Genomic DNA, 13,945 nt, shown 5'->3' on the forward strand with positions numbered 1-13,945 from the left:
TCCTCCCGGCCGGAGCCGGCGCCCGTCTTGCGGGCTTTTTGACTGTGTGTAAACTTTACATCCTGTAAATCGTTAGTCAAGACGAATCGCGCGCCAGTCTGGCGACGCGGCGCAAGACCGGCCAGCCAGGCCGGCGCATGGCTAGAGGAGCGAGATGAACAAGACACTGTGGCTGGCCGCACTCGGCCTGTGGTCGCTAGGCGCTGGCGCGGTGGATTTCGACCTCGGCCCGGCGAGCGGCGCACTCAACACGCGGATCTCGCTGGGCGCGGCGGTGCGTACCGAGGGCCGCGACTACCGGCTGATCGCCAAGCTCGCCAACCCCGGCCAGCTCGGGCTCTGCGACGCCGACGACTGCCAGTCGCAGACCGGCAGCGCCGCCCCCAATCAGCGACTGGTCGATGCCCGTGGCGCCTTTTCCGGCGTCAACGAAGACAACGGCAATCTCAACTACGACCGTGGCGACTGGGTCAGCGCGCCCTTGCAGTTGCGGCCCAAGCTGGAGCTGGTCTGGGGCGACTGGCAGTTCCAGGCTTCGGGCCTGCTGTTCTACGACTTCGTGAACACCGGCTTCGACGACTACCACGCCGATACCAAGTTCCAGCCGCAGCGCACCCCTCGCTCCGACGATGTCGAGTCGCTGTTCGCCAAGCGCCATCGGCTCGGAAACCTGTTCGTCGCCGGCAGCTTCGAGCTGGGCGGCCACGAATTGCTGCTGCGCCTGGGCAACCAGGTGCTGAACTGGGGCGAAGCCAATCTGGTGCAGTTCAACACCCTCTCGGAATGGGCGCCGCTGGACGCGCCGATGCTGGCCATGCCCGGCGCCGAACCCAGCCAGTTGCAGCTCGCCACGCCGTTGGCGGTGGCCAGCCTGACGCTCACCGACGCGCTGTCGCTAGAGGCGGTCTACCAATTGCAGTGGCGCGGCGCCAAGCTGCCGGCCGCCGGCAGCCTGCTGTCGTTCAGCGATGTCGCCGGCGGCGGCGAATACGCGATCCTCGGCTTCGGCAACTTCCACGAAGATCCGGACCGGCAGTTCCGGCCCGCCGGCCTCGCCTCGGCGATCTCGCAGGCCACCCGCACCGTCTACCTGCCCGACGAGGACTTCGGTGCCCCGCGCGACAGCGGCCAGTTCGGCCTGCGGCTCAACTACCTCGCCGACTGGCTCAACAACGGCACCGAACTGGCCCTGCACTATCTGCACTACCACAGCCGCTACCCGGTGCTGAGCGGCTACGCCGCCAATGCCAGTTGCACGCGCGACGCCAATGGCGGCGGTTTCGCGGGCGCCTTTCTCGCCTGCCAGGGCTTCAGCCAAAGCTTCAACCCCATCGGCCGCGAGCCCTTGCCGGTGGATACCGCGCGGCTGTTCCTCGACTTTCCCGAGGACATCGACCTGATCGGCCTGTCGTTCAACACCAACGTCGGCGACTGGGCCTTCTCCGGCGAGTACGCCTACCGCCCCAACCAGCCCTTGCAGATCCTGCAATCGGACGTGCTGTTCGCCACGCTCGGCCCGGCGTTTCCGGCCCAGGACATCCCCATCGGCGCCGCCAGCCTCACCGACCCCGCGCTGCTCGCCGGACTGCCACCGGCGCTGGCGCAGCCGCTGATGAGCTTGCAGGCCAGTCTGTTGCCGCAACTGCCCAGCGGAACCGGCTTCGTGCTGCCCGGCGAGAACAACGCGGTGCCGGATTTCCTCAGCCGCTACCGTGGCGTCACCATCAATGCCGGCGACTACATCCCCGGCTACGAGCGCCAGCAGGTCTCGCAGCTCAGTCTCACCGGCATCCGCACCTTCGCCGACAACCCGGTGGGGGCCTCGCAGATCTTCTGGGTGTTCGAGGCCGCCGCGCTCTACGTGCACGACCTGCCCAAGCGCGGCGAGCTGTACTTCGAGGGTGCCGGCGACCGCACCCATCCTTCGGCCGGCGCCGACGGCACCGGCAGCCCCGACGGCCAGCCGGACAGCCGCCACATCAATCCCACCCAGATGACCTCGGGCTTCGCCACCAGCTTGGCCTACGGCTACCGCAGCCTGCTGCGACTGAGCTACAACGACCTGCCCGGCGGCATCACCATCAACCCGGCGCTGGTCTGGCTGCACGACCTCAAGGGCACCTCGCCGGCACCGATCATCAACTTCATCGAAGGCCGTCGGGTGCTGCTGAGCAATGTCACCGTCGAGTTCCAGGACGACTGGTCGGCCGGCCTCACCTACCAGGTGTTCGACGGCGGCGGCACCCGCCACCGCCTGAGCGACCGCGACAATCTTTCGCTCTACGTCGCCAAGGTGTTCTGAGCCCAGCAGCTAGGCCGTCGCTGCGATCTCCCAGCAGGCGGCGGTGAAGCACACCTCGCCATCGCGCAGGAACGGCGCGAACGCCGGACGCACCGTGGCGATCAGCCGCTCGCGAAGATCCGGCGCCAAGCTCGGCCACAGGCGGCCGAGGTTGCCCAGCCGCGTGAAGTAGGGTTCCAGCGCCGACTCCGGCATCCGGCACTCCATGTCCAGGGGCGTGATTGCGACATCGCGCCAGCCGGCCTCCTCCAGCAGCAGCCGCACCCGCGCGCGATCGGCGAAGGCGAACTGGCCCGGCGCATCCGGCGCGCGTGGTGGCGACGCCGGCAGCAGCGGTGCCGCCGCGCGTTCGGCGGTGGTCATGAAGGCGTTCTCGCCCGGATGCCGCCAGGCGATCAGGTGCAGTTGCGCCGCCGCTCGCGCGGCGCGGCGCAGGTTGCCGAAGGCCGCCACCGGATCGGCGAAGAACATCACGCCGAAGCGGGAGACGATGCGGTCAAAGCGGCCGGGCTCGAAGGCGTGGTGCTCGGCGTCGGCACACAGAAAGGCCACCGGCGCGCGGGTCCGCTGATGCCGCGTCCGCGCCTGGGCGTGCGCGATCATCGGTTCCGAGATGTCGATGCCCAGCACCTGCCCCCCTGCGCCAAGACACTGCGCCAGCGCCAGGGCGGTGGCGCCAGTCCCGCAGCCGATGTCCAGCACCGTCTGGTCGGCGCCGTCCGCCAGCGCGGCGACCAGGCGCGTCTCGAAAGGCCGGAACAACGCGTCCAGCGTCGCCTGCAACTCCACCCAGGCCGCGCCGGCCACGCCGTTCCAGAGCCGCGCCTGTTCGTGATCCTGCCGCTGTTCCATCGTCATCGCTGCCTCCGCAGAACGCTTGTCTTGCTGTCGTTGGAGCGGCACTGTGCCAACTCAAGTCCACTTGAGGTCAAGACCGTGCAGGAACTCGACATCGGCGAGGTCGCGCGGCAATCGGGGCTGGCCGCCTCGACCCTGCGCTACTACGAGGCGCGCGGCCTGATCCGGGCCCTGGGGCGACGTGGCCTGCGGCGCAGTTTCGGCGTCGAGGTGCTGGAAAAGCTGTCGCTGATCGCGCTCGGCCAGGCGGCCGGCTTTTCACTGGCCGAGATCGCGGCGATGTTCGCGCCGGACGGCCACTTGCAGATCGACCGCCCGAAGCTGCTGGCGCGCGCCGATCAGGTGGACCGCAGCATCCGCCGGCTGACGGCGCTGCGCGATGGTCTGCGCCACGCGGCGGTGTGCCAGGCCCCCAGCCATCTGGAATGCCCCAGCTTCCGGCGCCTGATGCAGGCCGCCGCGCGCGGTGCGATCCGCAGCCCGGAGCCGGCGGATACGAAGGCGCCGCTCAGCCTTCCGACTGGCGCTCGAACCAGTCGACGCAGGCGGCCGCCTCCAGCACCGGCCTGAGCGCCTGCCGGCTCTCGGCCGGCAGCAGCGCCCAGCGCCGCAGCAGTTCGGCACGGCACTTTTCCTGGTAGCCGAACGGCGCCTGACGGAATTCCTGGCCACGGATGTTCGCCACCAGTTCGCTCCGGCCTGCGGCCAGCGCCTGCTGGTTGGCGCTGAGGAAGGGCAGGTATTCGGCGCCGATCATTTCCAGCAAGCCGGCGCGGGTGCTGGCGAGCAGCTCCGGCTTCCACTCGCCGTCGATGCCGGCGGCATCGTCAAGGGTAATCACCCAGGCTTCCACCGCCGGCGCGCGCTCGCGGCAGACGCGCTGCGGCCAGGGGTCGAGGCTGAGCTGGGCGAGCTGACCGTAGAGCGCGAAGTCGGCCAGCGAGGGCCGGCTGCCGAACAGGAAACGGCTGGCCGAGACCGCCGGACCGAGCAGATCGAGCAAGCGCTGGTAGCTGGCCTCGATCAGCGGCGCATTGGCCGGTGTGCAACCGACCATCGCCATGCGACTGCGCTGGCGGTCGTGAAAGAACTTCGCCGCCTGCGTCAGCGCCGGGCCATGCGCCTTGGGCAGGCTGTCGCGGACGATCCACTGCGCGGCCCAGAGCGCGGTAGCGTCCTCGAACCAGCGGTAGTGGAACATCTGCTTCGACACCCACTCGTCGGCGAAATCCTCGATCAGGTGACAGAGGAAGGCCTGCGCGGGATCGTCGGGAATGATCGAGCGCTCGCCCGGATGGCGCTCTTCCAGCCAGTAGGCCAGCGGCGTCGAGTCCACCCGCCATTCGCTCTCCTCCGGCGCCCGCAGCATCGGCACCAGCTTGGGCCGGACATGGGCGACTTCCGGCAGGGTGTCGGCGCTGCCGACCTTCCAGAGATGCGGCAGGCGCCGGTAGCGCAGGATCGCGCGCAGCTTGCGCGAATAGGGCGAGGGGTTGGCGCCGATCAGGCGGTAGGGTTCCAGAGTCATGGTGGCGAATCCCAGGGTGTGCCGGAAAAGTAGAAGCGCAGACGCTGCGCCAGGCTCAGGTCGCGCCGGGGGCCGGCCAGCGCGGAGTCGATGACGGCGGCCTCGGGCAGGATCGGCGCGGCGGCCAGACACTCACTGATGCCGAGCCCCTGCAGACGGGCATCGACGCGCGCACGGGTGCCGGGCGCCAGCAGCGCGTAGGACTGCCGCAGCGTCGCCAGGCAGCGCGCGCGGTAGCGGATCGCCGGCAGGCGCGGGTAGTCGATCCCGCCGTAGTGGCCGTCGAAGTGGCGGGCACCGGCGGCCAGTGCGGCGGCGTTGTCTTGCAGGTAGGGCAGATAGGCACGACCAAGATCATTGAAGATCGGCGTCCAGGCCGCGTCGCTGAAATCATCGAGAGCGGTCTCGCTCCAGTCCTCGGCGCCGCTGTTCCACAAGCGCGTCACCCAGGCCCAGACGCGCGGCGCGGTTGCCGCCATCAGCGCCGCCGGACGCGGGTCCTGCGCGTAGTGGCGGAACATCGGCCCGAACCAGGCGATGTCCACCAGGCTGGGCCGGTCGCCCAGCAGGTAGCGGCGATGCTCCAGCAGATTCTCCAGCCAGCCGAGCGCCCGTGGGTAAAGCGCAGCGATGGCCTCGAAGTTGCTGGCGCGCACGCCATCGCCGCGCAGGTAGATGCGCTGCTGGCGCTTGCGGAAGTACAGGCCCATCGCCCAGGCGGGATGCGGCGTGCCGGCCGACAGCTCGGCGCCCAGGCGCGCGCCCAGATAGCGCGCGTTGTCCGGCCAGGCCCAGCGCCAGAACATCGCCGGCCGCCACTGCCACTCGTCGCAGTAGTCCTCGATCAGCGCCGACAGGAAGGCGCGATACGGGTCGTCCGGGATCAGTGCGCGCTGCGGGTTTTCGGCGTCCAGCCAGCGCAGCAGCGGCGTGCTGTCGCAGAGCCAGAGGCCGTCATCGCGGCGCAGCGCCGGCACCTTCATCCAGCCGGTATTGGGCAGCACCTCACGCAGCAGGATGTCGGGCGTGATCCGCACCCGCTCATAGGCAATGCGCTTGGCGCGCAGGGCGCCCTCCAGTTTGCCGCTGAAGTAGGAGACGTCGGAGAGATAGACGCGGTAGCGCTGCTTCTCGCTCACAGCGCGCCCTCTTCGCTAACCAGTTCCCCCTCTCCCCCAGCCCCTCCCCCACGAGGGGGCGAGGGGAGAACAACAGGCCGCGCGCTGATTCCCCTCTCCCCTCGTGGGAGAGGGTGGCGCGCAGCGCCGGGAGAGGGGGAGCGCGCTTTCATCAAGCGGCGGCCTTCACATGCAGGCCCACCCGCTCCAAGCGGAAGTCCTGCTGAAAGTGCATCGCCTCCGGCGCGCCGCGCTCCGCCGCCCAGGCGTCGACCGAGGCCCGCTCGGCGGCCGGCAGCGCGCGGTAGACATCGAGGATGCGCTGCTGCATCCACAGCGTGTAGGGCATCGCCATGCGCCGGTAGCGGCCGTCGGCCATCGGGAACTCGATCTCGCCCAGCGCGCGCGGCAGCCGGCGGCCGGGCTTGAGCTTGGGCAGGAACTTCTGCACCTCGTCGCGGATGCCGGCAAGCATCGGGTAGAACTCGCCGAAGATGGCGTCGAACACCGGGTTAAGCGTCTCCGGGATCGCATCGCCGGGCAGGAACTCGCCGCTGCCGGCCTTCACCGTATTCATCCGCTCCACCCAGGCTTTGAGATGCGGACGCTTGGCGATCAGCTCGCGCTTCGGCCAGGGGTCGCGGCTGAGGTGGCCATACATAGGACCGAACAGGCCGAAGTCGGCGACCGAGGGCTTGCTGCCGAACACAAAGGGCAGCTTCGCGAAGTGGGCATCGAGCACGTCGAGCATGCGCTCGGTCCAGCGCTCCTGCACTGCGTACTGCGCCGGGACGATGCCGACGCTGGGCAGATAGCCGCGCAGCGTGCCCGCCACGTAGGCGGCGATGCGCTTCTGCGCGAAGGCCGGGAAGTGCGGCAGCAGCGCCTTGCCGGCATCGTGCTCGAACAGCGCGTAGTTCTCGGGATAGACCCAGCGGTAGTGCATCGCCGGTGGGATCCACCACTCGTCCGCCCAGGCCTCGATCAGCAGCGCGGCGATGCGCTGGCGCGGCGTGGCAGGCAGCGTCGCGCCCTGCGGGAAGCGCTGCTCGATGATCTCGGCGATGTCCTTGGTGTCCTGCAGCCACTCGCCTTCCGGCGTGACTACCACCGGCATCACCTTGGCGCCGGTCTTCTTGGGGATGCGCCAGAGCAGATTGAGGGCATTCACCTCCTGGTCGATGAAGGGCACGTTCTTGTATTGCAGCAGCGCGCGGGTCTTGCCGCTGAAGAAGGACAGATGCCAACCGTGCATCACGTAAGGCTTGCTCACAGACGACTCCGCAGGAACAGGAAGGAGGCGGCGATGCCGCCCGGCAACAGAATGCCGATCAGCAGCGCCAGCGGCGGCGACTGCGGATCCAGCAACAGATTGAGCGTGCGCAGGCCGGCGAACAGCAGCAGCGCCAGCGCCTGGGCACGCAGGAAGCCGCGCAGGCCACCGTTGTCCAGCGCGTTGCCGAGCGTCAGTGCCAGGCCGAACAACTGGCAGCCGAGCAGGCCCAGGGTGCGCGCGGGTTCGTCCGGCGCGCCGGCCAGGGGCGCGAGGCCGAGGACGATCAGCAGCAGGCTCGCAATCCGCAGGGCCAAGCGGTAGCGCCACAGCCAGGCTCGCGCTCCCGGGCCGCTGTAGGCGCCGGCGGTTGCCGCCTCGCTCATCGCTGGACGATGCCGCGCGCCGCGTTGGCAAAGGCCTCGCCGGCCTTGGCGTCCTTGCTCGGCTCGGGCAGCTTGAACGGCACGGCGATGCCCTTCTCGGCGGCCGGACGGGCGCGGATCGCGTCCAGCCAGCGGCGCAGGTGATCGAGGCCGTCGATGCTGACGCCCGACCACTTGTAGGTACGCACCCAGCACCAGTTGGCGATGTCGGCGATGGAGTATTCGTTGCCGGCCAGCCACTCGGCCTCGCCGAGGCGGCGGTCGAGCACCTCGAACAGGCGCCGGCACTCGTTGTGATAACGCTCGATGGCCACCGGAATCTTCTCCGGCAGGTAGCGGAAGAAGACATTGGCCTGGCCCATCATCGGCCCGACGCCACCCATCTGGAACATCAGCCATTGCAGCGCCGCCATCCGCGCGCGCGGCTCGCCGGGCAACAGACGCCCGGTCTTCTCGGCGAGGTAGATCAGGATGGCGCCGGACTCGAACACCACCAGATCGTCATTGCCATGATCGACGATCACCGGGATGCGGCCGTTGGGGTTGAGCGCCAGGAACTCCGGCTTCTTCTGCTCGTTGGCGAGGATGTTCACCGGCCGCACGCTGTAGGGCAGACCCAGCTCCTCCAGGGCCACCGAGATCTTCCAGCCATTGGGCGTGGGCGCGGTGAACAGCTCGATGTCCGGCGGGGTCCGGGGCGTATCCTGGCTCGCGCCGGCCGTGGTGGCAGTCATACGGTTCTCCTCCGCTCTGGTGCCGAAAATTTACACTATGTAAACTCAGCTACAGAATCCGGTCAATAGTCCGCACCCGAAGGCGCCATGGAAACCCTGATTTCGCTGCCCATCGCCGGCCTCAAGCCCAGCTTCAAGTCGCGCGTCGCCGAACGCATCGCCGGCTCCCGCGATCCGCTGGCGCGCCTGCGCGCCGGCCGCGCGCTGGAGCTGTACTACGAGGTCGGCGACCCGCATTCGCAGCTCTGCGCCGCGCTCGCCCGCCGGCTGCTGCCGCGCCTGCGGCTGCCGCTGCACATCCATCTGGTGCCGTCACCGACGGAGAACACCTATCCCGAGGAAGCGCGCCAGCGCGCCTTCGCCAGCCTCGACGCCGCCCGCATCGCCCCCTGCCACGAGCTGCCCGCGCCGCTGCGCCTGAGCGAGGAGCAGCAGCGCGCCCTGCAAGCGCGGCTCGCCGCCTGCACCGGCAATGCCGCCGCCTTCTTGGACGCCGAGCGCGCCGCGCTGGAGGCCTACGCCGCCCGCCGCCCGATACCGCCGGGGCCGAGTGCCGACGGCGTAGTGACGCAATCCCTGCTGGCCGGCAATGCCGCCCGCCGCGAGCGGCTGGGCCACTACCTGCCGGCGATGTGGCAGTACCGTGGCGAGTGGTTCTGGGCACTGGACCGCCTGGAGTTTCTGCACGCGCGACTCAGCGCCGATCAGGGGCTCACCGACACGGCACCGCTGTCGGTGCTGGATACCAGCCGCTTCCAGGCCGCTCCCGTCGCGGGCGACGCGCCGCTGGAGTTCTGGTTCAGCTTCCGCAGCCCCTATTCCTATCTCGCCGCCGTCGAGATGCTGAGAGCCCGCGCCCGTGGCCTGCACGCCAAGCTGCAAGTGCGGCCGGTGCTGCCGATGGTGATGCGCGGCCTGCCGGTGCCGCGCGTGAAGCGCCTCTACATCGTGCGCGACGTGAAACGCTGCGCCGACGCGCAGGGTATTCCCTTCGGCCGCATCCACGATCCGGTCGGCGCCGGCGCCTTCCGGCTGCTCACCGTCTTCCCCTACGGCGCCGATACCGACACCCAGTTGCGCTACTGCGCCCTCGCCGGCCAGAGCGTCTGGGCCGAGGGGATTGACGTGAGCACGGATGAAGGCCTGCGCACGGTGTTCGAGCGCTGCGGCCTGGACTGGAGCGCCGCCCAGCAGAAACTCGCGCAAGGCATCGACACCCGTCAGGCCGAGGCCAATCGCGAAGCGCTGTTCGCCGCCGGCCTTTGGGGCGTGCCCAGTTTCCGGCGCGGCGAGTTCACCACCTGGGGGCAGGATCGGTTGTGGATGTTGGAGCGGTTGGGATAACGCGTGCGATGGGCGCCGATAGCCTCGGACTAGCGGCGGCCGATGCCCGACCTTCTATTCACTCAAACCGTCGCGTCCCGGTAGGCCTTCAGCACCGCATTCATTCGGGTTTGCCAGCCCGCGCCCAGTCCGCGATACCAGGCGAGCACATCCGCATCGAGGCGCAAGGCAATCTGCTCTTTTCGCTCGTCCTCAGCTTTCACCGGGCGTCCACGCTTTGCCCGCAGCTCCGCTACGCCCCGATGAGGCGTAGCGCCTTCCCAGAACGACAGGACCGAGGCCTTCTTCTTGGTGTCATAGGGCACATCAGCCTTGGGGGTAGACGCGGAAGTACGCTTCTTGTTCATGGGGTTCTGCCTCTCTACAGGAAATCATTCGTGGTCCGTCCTCGCGGTCGGTCCACACCAGCACCACGACCCGCCCTTTCAACCAGCCCAGACTTACCAGACGCTGTTCGCCGTAGAACTTGCGGGTGTCTTCGCGGGTAAGCATCGGCTCGTCAAAAACGGCGTCGCAAGCAGCCAAATCAATCTCATGCTTGCGCAGGTTCTTTTTCCGCTTGGCGGGGTCGTAAGCCACGGTAATTATCGTATATGCAATTAATTGCAAGGACAACCGCAGTCAGCGCATGACCAAGCCCTGGTCGGAGCCGGCGCGCTGCGGCTGCGCGCGGTGTTCGAGCGTTGCGGTCTCAACTGGAGCGCCGTCCAGCAAGAGCTCGCGCAAGGCATCGACACCCGTCAGGCCGAAGCCAATCGCGAAGCGCTATTCGCGGCCGGACTGTGGGGCGCGCCCAGCTTCCGACGCGGCGAGTTCACCACCCGGGGGCAGGATCGGTTGTGAATGTTGGATCGACTTGCTAGCACCTGATTGATGGGTCTGAGAGACTGGACTGACGATGGGGTGAGGACCCCGCATCAGCCAACAACTCAGGGATCAACAATGGCACGCAGAAAATCCAGCGCCGAGGGCGCTGCTGTTCCTGCAACAGGCTCAGACGAGAACGTGATCGCAGCTCGTGGACGAACACTAGTTTTCATCAGTCACGACAGCAGAGACTCTGATCTGGCGGAAGCCTTCGAAAATCTTCTTTCTGACGTTAGTGGCGGAACACTTAAGTCGTTTCGCTCCTCGGACAAAAAAGGAACCTCCGGGATCGAATTCGGCACCGAGTGGTACAAGGCGATCATGTCTCAGCTCGGAGATGCTACCGACGTCGTCGCCTTGCTGACGCAACACAGCATTGACCGGCCATGGATTCTCTATGAAGCCGGGGTGGCCAAAGGGAAGTTGGATACGAACGTGCTTGGAATTGCACTCGGCGTCCCACTAGAGAAAGTGAGCTCAGGGCCTTTTGGGCAATTTCAGAATTGCGGCGACGACGAAGACTCGCTAACGAAGCTGGTGATCCAGCTAATCAAGCGCAACCCTGACGCCTCTCCACGAGAAGCAGCCGTACGCATGCAAGTAGGGGTTTTCCTCGAACACGTAAAAAAGTTACTCGCTTCAAAAGGGAAGTCCACGACTCGTATCGAAACCGATGAGCCGAGCGTCGCCAAGCTCTTCGAAGAAGTGAAGGTGATGGTTCGTGAGCTGCCAGAACGAGTCGATGATCGAGTCCGCTCCGTTACGAAGCGGGGATCAATGCGTCGGGGGCGACGAATACATCCGATGATGTTTGAGGAGTTTCTTTTCCACCCAGCATTCAGAGAAACCAAACATGGCGCAGCAGCGGGATGGCTGCTGTTTATATCCCTCTTGCGCGAGGACTATCCGTGGCTCTACGAACTTGGCTTGGAGATGTATCACGCCTTGCGCAATGGAGACCAGAAGCTGGTTGCTGAGGCTCGCCATAACCTGATGGCGATCCTGGAGGTTACGGCACACGGGCCGTTCTTCCACGAAATGTTCCGGGCAGACGATGAGGAACTCTTCTTCATGGTGAAGCACCTTCCTCAGATGGTGGAACGATTCCTGGAGCGGTCTGTGATCAGACCTCGCTCAAAGCCCGATAAAGCCAAGGTTTCCGAAAGCGGGAAGGTGGATGAATAGCAAGCGCAGCCCCGGATGCAATCCGGGGCCTTCTCCTCACAGCAGGCGCCAACCCGGATTTCATCCGGGCTACTTGGATGCTCACCCGAGAATCTAGGCTTGCCACTCCGGCAGCCAGGCTTCACCACTCAGCATCGGCAGTACTGCGAGGTCTTGTGCCGACAACGCTCGCGCCTGCGCACACAGCTCGCTCCAGGTCCGCAGTTGAAACCGCTTCACCACCGAGCGCGCGGGCGCGTCGCGCCAAGCGAACTCGAACAAGTCGCGGCCGCGCTTGAAGGCGGCTTCGTTACGCGGGCCACGTGGCGATACCGAAGCAGCAGCAGCCGCGTTGGCGCGCATCAGCGGAATGAAATCGCGCTGCACCCAGGCCAGCAGCGGCGCGAGGTCGGGGTGCAGTCGCAGCTCGCCATGGGTGTCGACATGGCGCCCAGCCGCAATCGCACCTAGCCAGCCGCGCAAGCGTGGCGCGCGCTCGTGCAGGCGGCGTTCAGAGCTGGGGTCGCTGAGGTTCATGCCGAGCTGGCCGTAGAGCGCGGCGTCGGCGAGCGTGAAGCGCTCGCCCAGCAGATAAGGCTGCTGCGAGAGCAGGCGCTCGGCGGCATCCACCAGTTCGTCCCAGGACTGCTCCAGGCGCCGATGCGTGGCGGGAAAGCCGGCACGCGCCGGTGGATCGGCCCAACGGCCGGGCGACCAGCGTTTGCTGTCTGGGGCCACCGAAAACAGGTAGGGCAGGCGCCGCGTCTGGCGCTGCGAGAAACTCTCCGCGATCAGCGGCTGCGCGAAGCCCGGCACCAGGCTGCGGAACTCGCGCGCCAGCCGCTCGCCGGCGTCGTTGTCGCCGCGCGACACCACCCAGCGGTGGTGATGCACGAGATAGAGGCCGACTTCGTCGAGCGCCTCCTCGATGAGCTTGCAGACGAAGGCCAGCAGCGGTTCGCGCGGAATCAACGGCTCGGCGGCGGCGGGCGGACGCGCGTCCAGCCAGGCGGCGATGCCGCTGCTGTCGTAGTGAATGTCGCCATCCGCCGTGAACAGATAGGGCACCAGCGGGTACTCGTCGTCCGGCTGCGCGGACGGCCAGCGCTTCACCGTGCGCCGCGTCTGCGCAATACGCAGGCGCGTCATCAGCCGGAGATTCTCGAGAGCGGTGCCGCCGTCCGGCCGCCGCTCGGTCGGCAAGCCGGCGTGCTGGCACAGGGCTTCCAGCTTGAGAAAGAAGGGCGACAGCTCCGAGCCCCAGAGCAGCGCGGGCTTCATCTCAGACTTTCGCGTTGCGCCTCGGCTTGGGCGACATGCGCGCCATCATGCGGTCGAGCACCGAGGGCATCACCCGCTTGGTCCAGTAGCCCGACAGCGCGTCGCGGCCGACCACCACCAGCGGCCGGTTGCGGCGGGCGGCGGTGAGCGTCTTGCGGGCAACGGTGACCGCTTCGAGGTTGTTCTTCACGAACCAGTTCTGCACGAATTTCTGCGTGCGCGCGTTGTCCATGCGGCCGAACAGCTTCAGCTTGCCGGCGATCGGCGTCTTCACGAAGCCGGGGCAGACGGTGGTGACGCCGATGCGCGAGCCGGCCAGCTCGGCACGCAGGCTCTCGCCCATCGCCACCACCGCCGCCTTGGTGCTGCCGTAGGCGCCCAGGCCGTTGAAGCCGACCAGGCCGGCGGCGGAAGCGATGTTGACGATCTGGCCGGCGCGCTCGCCGCGCGCAAGGCTGCCAGCGCGCGCCAGCATGGCCGGCAGCACCGCGTTCATCACCCGCACCACGCCGAGCACGTTGATCTCGTGCAGGCGCCGCCACTCCTCCATCGGCACCTCGTGCAGCAGGCCGGCGCTGACGATGCCGGCGCTGTTCACCACCAGATCGGCGGCCGGCGCCAGCGCCGCTATGGCGGCGGGCAGGCGGGCGATGTCGTCGTCCTTGGCGACATCGGCGGAGAGCGTGGCGACCTCGGCGGCGCCGAGCTGGCGCAAGGCTTCGGCGGCGGTCGCCAGCGTCGCCGGATCGCGGGCCACCAGCAGCAGGCGTGCGCCTTCGGCGGCGAGCAGCTCGGCGATGGCCAGCCCAATCCCGCTGGAGCCGCCGGTGATGACGCAGAGTTTGTTCCTGTAGGTTTTCGTGGGCATGGCGGAGCTGCGTAGTTTGAGAGTGTGTTGCCCCCTCTCCCCTACCCCCTCTCCCACGAGGGGAGAGGGGAAAGCGGTCAGGGGTTGAGGGTCAGAGCTTGTGAAGAAACCGTAGCGAGCATGCCCAAGCGCAAGGAGCCAAACCGACTAAAGGTTTGGCCAGCGCAGCAACCGCAGCGCACTTGTGTGCGTGAGGATTGCGAGCAGCGCATGGCTCTTGGC

Annotated in this window: 15 protein-coding genes; 5 read left to right on the forward strand and 10 right to left on the reverse strand. The window is 67.6% G+C overall.

Features of this window, described 5'->3' with window-relative positions; translation table 11 throughout:
- Positions 1-154: 154 nt before the first annotated feature.
- Positions 155-2,302, forward strand: coding sequence for a DUF1302 domain-containing protein (locus ED208_RS15845; protein ID WP_123212899.1), 2,148 nt, complete (start codon positions 155-157; stop codon positions 2,300-2,302).
- Between the two features lie 9 nt (positions 2,303-2,311).
- Here the strand turns inward: ED208_RS15845 and ED208_RS15850 are convergent, their stop codons facing one another.
- Positions 2,312-3,160, reverse strand: a complete 849-nt coding sequence (locus tag ED208_RS15850; RefSeq protein ID WP_123212900.1) for a class I SAM-dependent methyltransferase — start codon at positions 3,158-3,160, stop codon at positions 2,312-2,314.
- A 78-nt stretch (positions 3,161-3,238) separates the two neighbouring features.
- Here ED208_RS15850 and ED208_RS15855 point away from each other — a divergent pair, with 78 nt between their 5' ends.
- Entirely contained in the window at positions 3,239-3,730 is a 492-nt protein-coding gene (locus ED208_RS15855; protein ID WP_123212901.1) for a helix-turn-helix domain-containing protein, read from the forward strand.
- Here ED208_RS15855 and ED208_RS15860 read toward each other — a convergent pair.
- From ED208_RS15860 to ED208_RS15880, 5 genes are all read right to left on the reverse strand, one after another.
- Positions 3,669-4,688 carry a glutathione S-transferase family protein gene (locus ED208_RS15860; RefSeq protein WP_123212902.1) on the reverse strand — a complete coding sequence of 340 codons (1,020 nt, stop codon included), beginning with the start codon at positions 4,686-4,688 and terminating at the stop codon, positions 3,669-3,671. The two genes, ED208_RS15855 and ED208_RS15860, sit on opposite strands and share 62 nt — an antisense overlap.
- The gene (locus ED208_RS15865) at positions 4,685-5,827 is read right to left on the reverse strand and encodes a glutathione S-transferase family protein (protein WP_123212903.1); all 1,143 of its coding nucleotides are present in this window, start codon (positions 5,825-5,827) and stop codon (positions 4,685-4,687) included. The genes ED208_RS15860 and ED208_RS15865 overlap by 4 nt, the downstream gene beginning before the upstream one ends.
- Before the next feature lie 151 nt (positions 5,828-5,978).
- Positions 5,979-7,079 (reverse strand): glutathione S-transferase family protein, encoded by a 1,101-nt coding sequence (locus ED208_RS15870; protein WP_123212904.1) that lies wholly within the window; start codon positions 7,077-7,079, stop codon positions 5,979-5,981.
- Positions 7,076-7,465, reverse strand: coding sequence for a hypothetical protein (locus tag ED208_RS15875; protein WP_123212905.1), 390 nt, complete (start codon positions 7,463-7,465; stop codon positions 7,076-7,078). The genes ED208_RS15870 and ED208_RS15875 overlap by 4 nt, the downstream gene beginning before the upstream one ends.
- Entirely contained in the window at positions 7,462-8,199 is a 738-nt protein-coding gene (locus ED208_RS15880) for a glutathione S-transferase family protein (RefSeq protein ID WP_123212906.1), read from the reverse strand. The genes ED208_RS15875 and ED208_RS15880 overlap by 4 nt, the downstream gene beginning before the upstream one ends.
- 87 nt (positions 8,200-8,286) lie before the next feature.
- On the opposite strand from ED208_RS15880, the gene ED208_RS15885 reads away from it, so the two are divergent.
- On the forward strand, positions 8,287-9,543 hold the full coding sequence (locus ED208_RS15885) for a DsbA family protein (RefSeq protein ID WP_123212907.1): 1,257 nt from the start codon (positions 8,287-8,289) through the stop codon (positions 9,541-9,543).
- 62 nt (positions 9,544-9,605) lie between these two features.
- Here ED208_RS15885 and ED208_RS15890 read toward each other — a convergent pair whose 3' ends face one another.
- Both ED208_RS15890 and ED208_RS15895 read right to left on the reverse strand, forming a co-directional pair.
- Positions 9,606-9,890: a BrnA antitoxin family protein gene (locus tag ED208_RS15890; RefSeq protein WP_123212908.1), complete on the reverse strand. Its 285-nt coding sequence runs from the start codon at positions 9,888-9,890 to the stop codon at positions 9,606-9,608.
- Positions 9,850-10,122, reverse strand: coding sequence for a BrnT family toxin (locus ED208_RS15895; protein ID WP_199720645.1), 273 nt, complete (start codon positions 10,120-10,122; stop codon positions 9,850-9,852). The genes ED208_RS15890 and ED208_RS15895 overlap by 41 nt, the downstream gene beginning before the upstream one ends.
- A gap of 24 nt (positions 10,123-10,146) precedes the next feature.
- On the opposite strand from ED208_RS15895, the gene ED208_RS15900 reads away from it, so the two are divergent.
- Entirely contained in the window at positions 10,147-10,386 is a 240-nt protein-coding gene (locus tag ED208_RS15900) for a hypothetical protein (RefSeq protein WP_123212909.1), read from the forward strand.
- A gap of 99 nt (positions 10,387-10,485) precedes the next feature.
- On the forward strand, positions 10,486-11,595 hold the full coding sequence (locus ED208_RS15905) for a toll/interleukin-1 receptor domain-containing protein (protein ID WP_158608590.1): 1,110 nt from the start codon (positions 10,486-10,488) through the stop codon (positions 11,593-11,595).
- Positions 11,596-11,688: 93 nt separating this feature from the next.
- On the opposite strand, the gene ED208_RS15910 is transcribed toward ED208_RS15905, so the two are convergent.
- Together ED208_RS15910 and ED208_RS15915 are read right to left on the reverse strand one after the other, a co-directional pair.
- Entirely contained in the window at positions 11,689-12,855 is a 1,167-nt protein-coding gene (locus tag ED208_RS15910; protein WP_123212911.1) for a glutathione S-transferase C-terminal domain-containing protein, read from the reverse strand.
- Position 12,856: 1 nt separating this feature from the next.
- Positions 12,857-13,723, reverse strand: a complete 867-nt coding sequence (locus ED208_RS15915) for an SDR family NAD(P)-dependent oxidoreductase (RefSeq protein WP_123212912.1) — start codon at positions 13,721-13,723, stop codon at positions 12,857-12,859.
- Between the last annotated feature and the right edge of the window lie 222 nt (positions 13,724-13,945).

It is taken from the genome of Stagnimonas aquatica, from assembly GCF_003730135.1.
Taxonomy (GTDB): Bacteria; Pseudomonadota; Gammaproteobacteria; order Nevskiales; family Nevskiaceae; genus Stagnimonas; species Stagnimonas aquatica.

Excerpts from the sequence above, each read along its gene's own strand:
- ED208_RS15915 (WP_123212912.1), bottom strand. The coding sequence starts at position 13,723 with ATGCCCACGAAAACCTACAGGAACAAACTCTGCGTCATCACCGGCGGC.
- ED208_RS15885 (WP_123212907.1), top strand. The coding sequence starts at position 8,287 with ATGGAAACCCTGATTTCGCTGCCCATCGCCGGCCTCAAGCCCAGCTTC.
- ED208_RS15845 (WP_123212899.1), top strand. The coding sequence starts at position 155 with ATGAACAAGACACTGTGGCTGGCCGCACTCGGCCTGTGGTCGCTAGGC.
- ED208_RS15860 (WP_123212902.1), bottom strand. The coding sequence starts at position 4,688 with ATGACTCTGGAACCCTACCGCCTGATCGGCGCCAACCCCTCGCCCTAT.
- ED208_RS15875 (WP_123212905.1), bottom strand. The coding sequence starts at position 7,465 with ATGAGCGAGGCGGCAACCGCCGGCGCCTACAGCGGCCCGGGAGCGCGA.
- ED208_RS15910 (WP_123212911.1), bottom strand. The coding sequence starts at position 12,855 with ATGAAGCCCGCGCTGCTCTGGGGCTCGGAGCTGTCGCCCTTCTTTCTC.
- ED208_RS15850 (WP_123212900.1), bottom strand. The coding sequence starts at position 3,160 with ATGACGATGGAACAGCGGCAGGATCACGAACAGGCGCGGCTCTGGAAC.
- ED208_RS15905 (WP_158608590.1), top strand. The coding sequence starts at position 10,486 with ATGGCACGCAGAAAATCCAGCGCCGAGGGCGCTGCTGTTCCTGCAACA.
- ED208_RS15880 (WP_123212906.1), bottom strand. The coding sequence starts at position 8,199 with ATGACTGCCACCACGGCCGGCGCGAGCCAGGATACGCCCCGGACCCCG.
- ED208_RS15890 (WP_123212908.1), bottom strand. The coding sequence starts at position 9,890 with ATGAACAAGAAGCGTACTTCCGCGTCTACCCCCAAGGCTGATGTGCCC.